Annotated in this window: 7 protein-coding genes, 1 tRNA gene and 1 pseudogene; 2 read left to right on the forward strand and 7 right to left on the reverse strand. The window is 39.2% G+C overall.

The genetic code is table 11. The features are described from left to right. The 6 genes from HUN22_RS18385 to HUN22_RS14115 all read right to left on the reverse strand — a co-directional run. Positions 1-1,433 (reverse strand): TolC family protein (locus HUN22_RS18385; RefSeq protein ID WP_174730547.1); only part of this gene is annotated, 1,433 nt, incomplete at its 3' end. 274 nt (positions 1,434-1,707) lie between these two features. Further along, the gene (gene lptB, locus HUN22_RS14095) at positions 1,708-2,451 is read right to left on the reverse strand and encodes an LPS export ABC transporter ATP-binding protein (protein WP_002122331.1); all 744 of its coding nucleotides are present in this window, start codon (positions 2,449-2,451) and stop codon (positions 1,708-1,710) included. After that, entirely contained in the window at positions 2,451-2,999 is a 549-nt protein-coding gene (lptA, locus tag HUN22_RS14100) for a lipopolysaccharide transport periplasmic protein LptA (RefSeq protein ID WP_016144762.1), read from the reverse strand. The genes lptB and lptA overlap by 1 nt, the downstream gene beginning before the upstream one ends. Further along, positions 2,983-3,531 (reverse strand): LPS export ABC transporter periplasmic protein LptC, encoded by a 549-nt coding sequence (gene lptC, locus HUN22_RS14105; RefSeq protein WP_016144761.1) that lies wholly within the window; start codon positions 3,529-3,531, stop codon positions 2,983-2,985. Before lptC ends, lptA begins: the two co-directional genes overlap by 17 nt. Before the next feature lie 37 nt (positions 3,532-3,568). After that, the gene (locus HUN22_RS14110; RefSeq protein ID WP_016141540.1) at positions 3,569-4,108 is read right to left on the reverse strand and encodes a KdsC family phosphatase; all 540 of its coding nucleotides are present in this window, start codon (positions 4,106-4,108) and stop codon (positions 3,569-3,571) included. Positions 4,109-4,111: 3 nt separating this feature from the next. Continuing rightward, entirely contained in the window at positions 4,112-5,089 is a 978-nt protein-coding gene (locus HUN22_RS14115) for a KpsF/GutQ family sugar-phosphate isomerase (RefSeq protein WP_174730550.1), read from the reverse strand. 213 nt (positions 5,090-5,302) lie between these two features. Between HUN22_RS14115 and cysS the strand changes: the two genes are divergently transcribed. Together cysS and HUN22_RS14125 are read left to right on the forward strand one after the other, a co-directional pair. Continuing rightward, entirely contained in the window at positions 5,303-6,724 is a 1,422-nt protein-coding gene (gene cysS / locus HUN22_RS14120; protein WP_005076856.1) for a cysteine--tRNA ligase, read from the forward strand. Positions 6,725-6,787: 63 nt separating this feature from the next. Further along, positions 6,788-6,863: transfer RNA gene (locus tag HUN22_RS14125), tRNA-Gly, on the forward strand. Positions 6,864-7,156: 293 nt separating this feature from the next. Here HUN22_RS14125 and HUN22_RS14130 read toward each other — a convergent pair. Beyond that, positions 7,157-7,672 (reverse strand): annotated as a pseudogene (locus HUN22_RS14130) (hypothetical protein); the annotation flags it as partial.

Below are 7,672 nucleotides of genomic sequence, written 5' to 3' on the forward strand. Positions count from 1 at the left end.
TTATTTAAGTCATAAGCTTGGCGAGAACGTCCTGTTGCTGCAATGTACTGAACAATACTGCTATAGATATCGTAACGTGCAGTTTCGAGTTCTGAGTTAGCACTATGAATCGCTTGCTCAGCATTCAGTAAGTCGACCAATGAACGAGTACCGAGCTTGTACTGCTCTTGATAAAGCTCGCGTGTACGAACCGTCGTTGCTTGGCGATTTGCTAAAACCTGCATTTGACGTTGTTTATTTTCAATTTGTTCTCTACTTGTTCGAATTTGATCGAGAATATCCAGATAGACAGAATTGACTTTAGATTTAGCCGCTTCTTCGGCATAACTTGCCATTTTTACTTGAGAAGAAACTGATCCACCTTGATAAAACTGACTCGTTGCTTCAAGCATGACGGAACTGTACAGACCATCATCTTCATTATTGTTTGGATTTTTGCCATTAATCGCCTGACTTAAGGAACCTTTAACTGCCAAAGTTGGATAGCGTGTTAAACGAGTCTGTTCCTTTTGAGCTTTAGCCACTTCAATGCCCGCTTGTGCAGCGATCATTTTTGGAATGGTATTAAATTCAGGTTCAGCATATAAATCAGACACTTTCACCAAATCATCTGAAATTATCCATCCTGTTCGAGAAACATCTCCACCCAATAATGTTCTTAAGTGTTGCTGATATTGTCGTAATAATGATTGCTGAGCAATCAAACCAGACTGAGCAGCTTGCAAATAAGATTGAGCTTGAATTGGGTCGGCTTGGCTACTAATACCTGCGTTTGCACGCAAATTAGCGATTTCCTGAATTCGCTGAATACCTGCAATTTGCTGTTCGGCAATTTTATTTAATTGAAGATAGCGCTGAATATTAATAATCGACTGTGCGACATCAAGTGCAATATCATCAATGCTAACCAACACATTAGCCTGCTCGACTTGCAGCTTAGCCTTCTCAACCGATACGCCAGATTTCACTTTACCAAAATCATAGAGCATTTGAGTTGCGTTTAAAGTCAATAACTGCCGACCACGTTCACCACTACCCAAATCACCTGTGGTAATACCACCTGAAATTTGAGGATAGTAACCTGCCTTTGCAACATCAATACCAGCATTTTGGCCGGCTAAAGTTGAAATGGCTTGGGAAATATCAGGGTTACGCTGGATCGCGATTTTTACCGCTTCCTGCAGAGTCATTTTCCTTGATGGCAAATTTGAATAAGATGAAGCTGCTCTATCATTGAGTTGAACAGTCGGAAACTCCTGCACTCTAGAACGATCTAGCTTAAAATTACTCAACTCTTGCATCTTAGCGACTTTAAATTCATCACTACTTTTAGGGGCAAAAAGTTGTGACAAGTTGTCTTTCAAGGTGTGATATTGCTCACTTGGTTTAGCGGCATATATCACCATAGGTACATGCAATGAAGTTAAAAGCATCAACCCTTTCAGGAAAGCCGGCTTTTTACATGTCCTTTTTACTCTTCTCTGGTTATATCCAATCATGCTTGTCTTGTTGATCTTGTTTGTTATCGTTTAAAAGCTTTTACATTCTACATATTTTTTTGCATAAAGAAGCATAAATACAGGAATAATTCACACATTATTTTTTCATCAAGTGAATGATTCAAGTTATTGTTTTTTAATAAATATTTATCAAAAAACCAAAAAGAGGCACTGGCCTCTTTTTAGCCAAACAGATTAACTTTTGGGTTTAAACCGTAAAATCATCACCTAAGTAGACTTTACGGACTTGTTCATTATCCAGAATTTCTTGTGGAGTGCCTTCTGCAATTACAGCCCCTTCACTGACAATATATGCACGTTCACAAATTGCTAAAGTTTCACGTACGTTATGGTCAGTAATGAGTACACCGATACCACGATCTTTCAAAGTCTGGATAATATCTTTAATATCTCCAACCGAAATTGGATCGACACCAGCAAACGGTTCATCAAGTAACATAAATTTAGGATCTGCAGCCAATGCACGTGCAATTTCAGCACGGCGGCGTTCACCACCAGACACACTCATGCCCAATGAATCTTTAATATGACTGATTTTAAAGTCATTTAACAATTCAGTAAGACGTTGCTGGCGTTGTTGCTTATTTAAGTCTTTGCGTGTTTCTAAAATAGACATAATATTTTCAGCAATGGTCAGCTTTCTAAAAATAGAAGCTTCTTGCGGAAGATATCCGATTCCTTTACGTGCCCGTTCATGCATTGCTAAATCAGACATATCAAGATCATCAAGGTGAATTTCACCTTTGTCCATACGCACGAGCCCAACAACCATATAGAAGCTTGTTGTTTTTCCTGCACCGTTCGGGCCAAGCAAACCAACAATCTGTCCACTTTGCATACTAAAAGATACGTCTTTGACGACCCAACGTTTACTATAGTTTTTTGCTAAGTGCTTAATACACAAAGTTTGGGGTTGAAGAGCTTGTTGCATTAGTCACGCGCTCCTGGGAAACTTTTTGAAGTTGATGGCGGAATAATAATTTGAACACGATTAGATGATGAACCTTGAGCTTCAACATCACCTTTATTCATACTATATTTCAATGAGTTACCACGAATACTTGAACCATCTTGATATAGATATGCACCACCAGTCAAAGTAATAATGCCTGTATCTGCATTATAAACAATGGTTTGACCCTCGCCTCGTGCAACACCTTTATCAGCACTAATTTGCTGTTGGAATTTAGATGGTCTACCTTTGGCAGTAATGGTTTGAATTTCACGTTTAGAATTTAGCGTAGCAACAATTGAGTCAGCTTGAAGCTTCATCGTACCTTGCTCAATTACGACATTACCCGTATAAGTCGTTAAACCTGTTTTCTCATTATAAGTTGCACGGTCTGCCACTAACGAAATTTGTTGGTTACGGTCAGACGGTAAAGCAAAAGTCGAAGCAGATGATAAAGCAACGAATGTAATTACCGCAGCTTGTTTTAGGAAAGCTGAAGAACGTTTTAAATTAAGACTTTGGTACATACTTTCCTCGAATATTAAAAAATTCGTACTGACCATTATTCAAATTAGCTTTTAATCCTTTGCTGACAAAGTCACCTTGCGGAGATTGAACAACCACTTGATGGTCTGTTTCAATTTCTCTGGTTTTTGGATATCCAGTTAATTCATCGGTACGGAATTCAATCTTCCCTTGTGGCGCCAGTTTAGTTGCGACCACATCACCCGATAATATAACTTTGCGGTTATCATCGTAGCCATTTGCCTGTTTTGCAAAGAATGTTGCATCAACTTTGCCGTCTTTATACATCGAGGCATTAAGCTGATCCAACTTTGATGTTTTTTGTTGCATATCCTGTTCAAGCTGACGAACTTCAGCACGAATATACAAATTGCCTTGATCATCAGTTTGAGTCAAATGGACGCCCTGCGCTGAATATGTCATATTCTTCGCAGAACCAATGTCTAGTTTTTTTGCCTTGCCACTATAGTAGTAGTAACCACCACTTATAGCAGCAACCACTACAGCAACAATTGATAAAACTCTGGTATCCATGAGCAGGAATAGCCTACCTTTTTAAGTAATCTTATTATTAATGCGGTACTGCAAGATATTTTTCAAGAAGTTCTTGGTAAATGCCTTTTGCGATCAGCAACATATCACAGACTTCACGCACAGCACCACGCCCACCCATCGATTGCGTAACCAAATGCGCACGGCGACGTACTTCTTCGTGACCATTTGGCACAGTAACACTCATACCCGCGATTGCAAAAGCCGACAAATCAGGCCAATCATCACCCATATATAAGCAATCTGAAGGCAAGATATTAAACTGTGCACATGCTTCACGCAGCGCAGAACCTTTGTCTTCACGCCCTTGAAAAACCAGATCTACACCTAAATCAGACATACGTTTTTCAACAATATTACTTTTTCGGCCTGTAATAATGATGACTTTCATGTTCGCTTGCTGCACAAGCTTCATGCCTAAACCATCACGAATATCGAATGATTTAATTTCATCGCCACTATTGGTTAACGTTACAAAGCCATCACTCAAAATACCATCAACATCCAGAACCAATGCCTGTAAATGACGTGCTTGTTCTAACAATGCATAAGATGCCATTGATTAATTTACCCCTGCCTGAATAAGGTCATGCATACTAATTACACCAATCACTTTATTTTGGTCATCGACCACCACAAACTGACTAATTTTTTTCAGGTTAAGCTGTTGTAGAGCTTCTACCGCACGTGCTTCTTGAGTAATCGTTGATGGTTTTTTTGTCATCACTTCAGAAACAGGTAAATTCACATCGAAACCTTGCTGTTTATCAATTAAACGGCGCAAGTCACCATCGGTGAAAATACCAAGCAAATGCTCTTGTTCATCTACAATCGTGGTCAAGCCTAAACGCTTATTAGAAATTTCGTAAAGCACTTGATTCATTGGTGTATCTGGTGAAACTTTTGGCAGTTCATCGCCTGTATGCATCAGATGTTTTACATGTAAAAGTAAGCGTTTACCCAACGCTCCTGCTGGATGCGAACGAGCAAAATCATCTGCGGTAAAACCACGTGCTTCAAGTAAAGCGACAGCCAGTGCATCACCCAAAACTAAAGTTGCTGTCGTACTCGACGTAGGCGCCAAACCTAATGGGCATGCTTCGTCAGACTCGCCTAAAGTTAAGGCGATGTCGGCGTTTTGCGGCATTGGGCCTTTATCATCACGGCTAATAGTAATAAGAGGAACGCCAAGATGTTTGATTAACGGCATCAACATCATGATTTCATCACTTTTTCCAGAATTGGAAATCGCAATTAAAACATCACCACGAACCAGCATTCCCAAATCACCATGTCCAGCTTCGCCCGGATGCATAAAGAAAGATGGTGTACCAGTTGAGGCGAAAGTTGCAGCCATTTTACGGCCAATATGCCCTGACTTACCCATGCCAGTAATCACAACACGACCTTTACACTGTAACAATATTTCACAAGCTCGGTTAAAACTGTCACCAATTTGTGTTGCTAACACGTCTAAGGCTTGTTGCTCAATACGCAATGTTGCTAATGCGCTGCTTTGGAAATCTGTAGGATTGGGCATACGAGTTTGACTCAAAATAATTGATCTGATCTCTTGTGAAGATCGGTGATTTTAATCAAAAGATTTGGGGGCATTCTAACATAACTCAATCACCTACACGTTTTTAAATGTATAAGATTTCACAAGCTTATAAAATTCTTGCATAAACCTTTGTGAAAAATGATGCATCAGTTATGATGTAACACTGTTTTTGTTGAGTGTTTGAAAACCCTTATGCAACCGTTTGTTTTATATAACTCTGAGCAACGAAAAAAAGTTGAATTTGTACCTCGCAAAGAAGGTCACATCGATATGTACGTCTGCGGTATGACCGTTTACGACTACTGTCATATCGGGCATGCTCGAGTTATGGTTGCATTTGACTACATTATTCGTTTCTTACGTAGTCAAGGCTGGAATGTTCGCTATATTCGCAACATTACCGACATTGACGACAAAATTATTAAACGCGCGAATGAGAATGGTGAAACAATCCAACAACTCACCACGCGTTTCATCGATGCAATGAATGAAGATGCAGCGAACCTAGGCTGTTTAGCACCTGATGAAGCACCTAAAGCGACTGAATATATCGACCAGATGCAAAACATGATTGGCAATCTGGTCAACAAAGGCGCTGCTTACCCTGCTTCAAATGGCGATGTTTATTTTGAAGTGACCAAATTTGAAAAATATGGTCGCCTCTCTGGTCGTAAGCTTGATGATATGCAAGCAGGCGCAAGTGAGCGTGTTGATGTAGAAGTTGAAAAGAAACATCCTTTTGACTTTGTACTTTGGAAACATGCCAAAGAAAATGAACCTTCTTGGGCATCTCCTTGGGGTAATGGCCGTCCGGGTTGGCACATTGAATGTTCTGCAATGTCGACTTGCTGCTTAGGCAATCACTTTGACATTCATGGTGGCGGTTCAGATTTAATGTTCCCGCACCATGAAAATGAAATTGCGCAAAGTGAAGCTTCGACTGGTGAACAATATGTAAACTACTGGATGCATGTTGGCTTCATTAATGTTGACGGAGAAAAGATGTCTAAGTCTTTAGGCAACTTCTTTACGATTCGTGATGTGATGGAGAAATTCCACCCTGAAGTGATCCGCTACTTTATTGTGTCTTCACACTATCGTAGTCCTGTGAACTTCTCTGATGTGGCACTTAAAGAAGCAAAAACATCTTTGACTCGCTTCTATCACTCATTTAAAGCTTACCAACAAGTGTATGGTCAAACGACAACTGAAACACTTGATCAAAGCTTTATTGAGCGTTTTAACAATGCAATGTGTGATGATTTCAATACTGCTGAAGCAATGGCGGTATTGTTTGAACTGAACAAAGAGTTAAACCGTGCTGTAAAAGAAGAGCAAGCTGACCAAGCAACTGTGCTTTATTCGACATTACGTCACCTCACCAATATCTTAGGTTTGGTACAACACAATGTAGATGATTTCTTAAAATCAGATATTGGACAAGAAGCGCTTGCTTTGTCTGATGCTGAAATTGAAGATTTCATTCAACAACGTGTGGATGCAAAAAAAGCAAAAGACTTTGCTAAAGCAGATGGTATTCGTCAGTCTTTACTCGACCAAGGTGTAGTACTTGAAGACACTCGTCAGGGTACAGTTTGGCGCCGTGCTGATTAAACGTTCAATTAGATCACAAGAGTGTTGACACTTTAATGAAACACTCTATAATGTGCTCACATTGCGGGAATAGCTCAGTTGGTAGAGCATAACCTTGCCAAGGTTGGGGTCGCGAGTTCGAGTCTCGTTTCCCGCTCCAAAATTTAAAAACCACTTAATTCGAAAGAATTAAGTGGTTTTTTATTGTCTGCTAATTAGATAAATTCGGATTGCCACTATCATTCCTTACAAACAGTTTTAATCAGATTTGATGAACTGCCTTACTTCGATAAAGGCACAGATGGCAAACATCTTTACGATCCAAATGGAGTTATTCCTATCCTTGAAAATTAAATAGGGAAAGACAACAGCGACAGTCGAGACGTAAAATTAAAGGGCTAACTGCCCTTTCAATTTATTGAAGATTTAAAACTTTAAAAACTATTTTTAAATTTATATAACTGTTGGGTATGGACCATCGCTTTTATAAGAAAGCTCATCCATATTAAATCGCTGATACTCTTTAAAACGTTGGACCGAAATTTTGTCTTCTGTAATCATAGGAATATTGGCATCTAAATCCATATTAGCTTCGGTAAAAGCTTCTTTATAAGAGTTAATGAGAGATTGAACACTTAATTTCTCTTCTGCAGATAGATCTGGCTTAACCATTACAAACATGTTTACAGCATAATTTTCATGCTCTTGTAATTCTGTTTCAGGATAAACTTTTGCATAAACCCCAAGAACTAGCTCATTAACCTTATCAGCAGCTTTTAATCTTTTTTTCTTTAACCAAACAGTATCAAGTCGACGATCAAAAGTTGTTGGAAAAGCTGGACGTTTATATCTCCCAGCTAACCAATCTATATAATATCTTAATTCTTCTGCTGAAAGTATCCTAGTCGGATCTGGTACAATTCCTTCGGGAATTTCAGTCTTTTTTATTTGAATTTTTTCATGGCCAAG

Origin of the sequence: Acinetobacter lactucae (assembly GCF_013344765.1) — a bacterium.
GTDB classification, from domain to species: domain Bacteria; phylum Pseudomonadota; class Gammaproteobacteria; order Pseudomonadales; family Moraxellaceae; genus Acinetobacter; species Acinetobacter lactucae_A.

What these genes read in the sequence shown, in the direction of transcription:
- lptC (WP_016144761.1), bottom strand. Translation starts at nt 3,531, where the DNA reads ATGGATACCAGAGTTTTATCAATTGTTGCTGTAGTGGTTGCTGCTATA.
- HUN22_RS14110 (WP_016141540.1), bottom strand. Translation starts at nt 4,108, where the DNA reads ATGGCATCTTATGCATTGTTAGAACAAGCACGTCATTTACAGGCATTG.
- lptB (WP_002122331.1), bottom strand. Translation starts at nt 2,451, where the DNA reads ATGCAACAAGCTCTTCAACCCCAAACTTTGTGTATTAAGCACTTAGCA.
- lptA (WP_016144762.1), bottom strand. Translation starts at nt 2,999, where the DNA reads ATGTACCAAAGTCTTAATTTAAAACGTTCTTCAGCTTTCCTAAAACAA.
- HUN22_RS14115 (WP_174730550.1), bottom strand. Translation starts at nt 5,089, where the DNA reads ATGCCCAATCCTACAGATTTCCAAAGCAGCGCATTAGCAACATTGCGT.
- cysS (WP_005076856.1), top strand. Translation starts at nt 5,303, where the DNA reads ATGCAACCGTTTGTTTTATATAACTCTGAGCAACGAAAAAAAGTTGAA.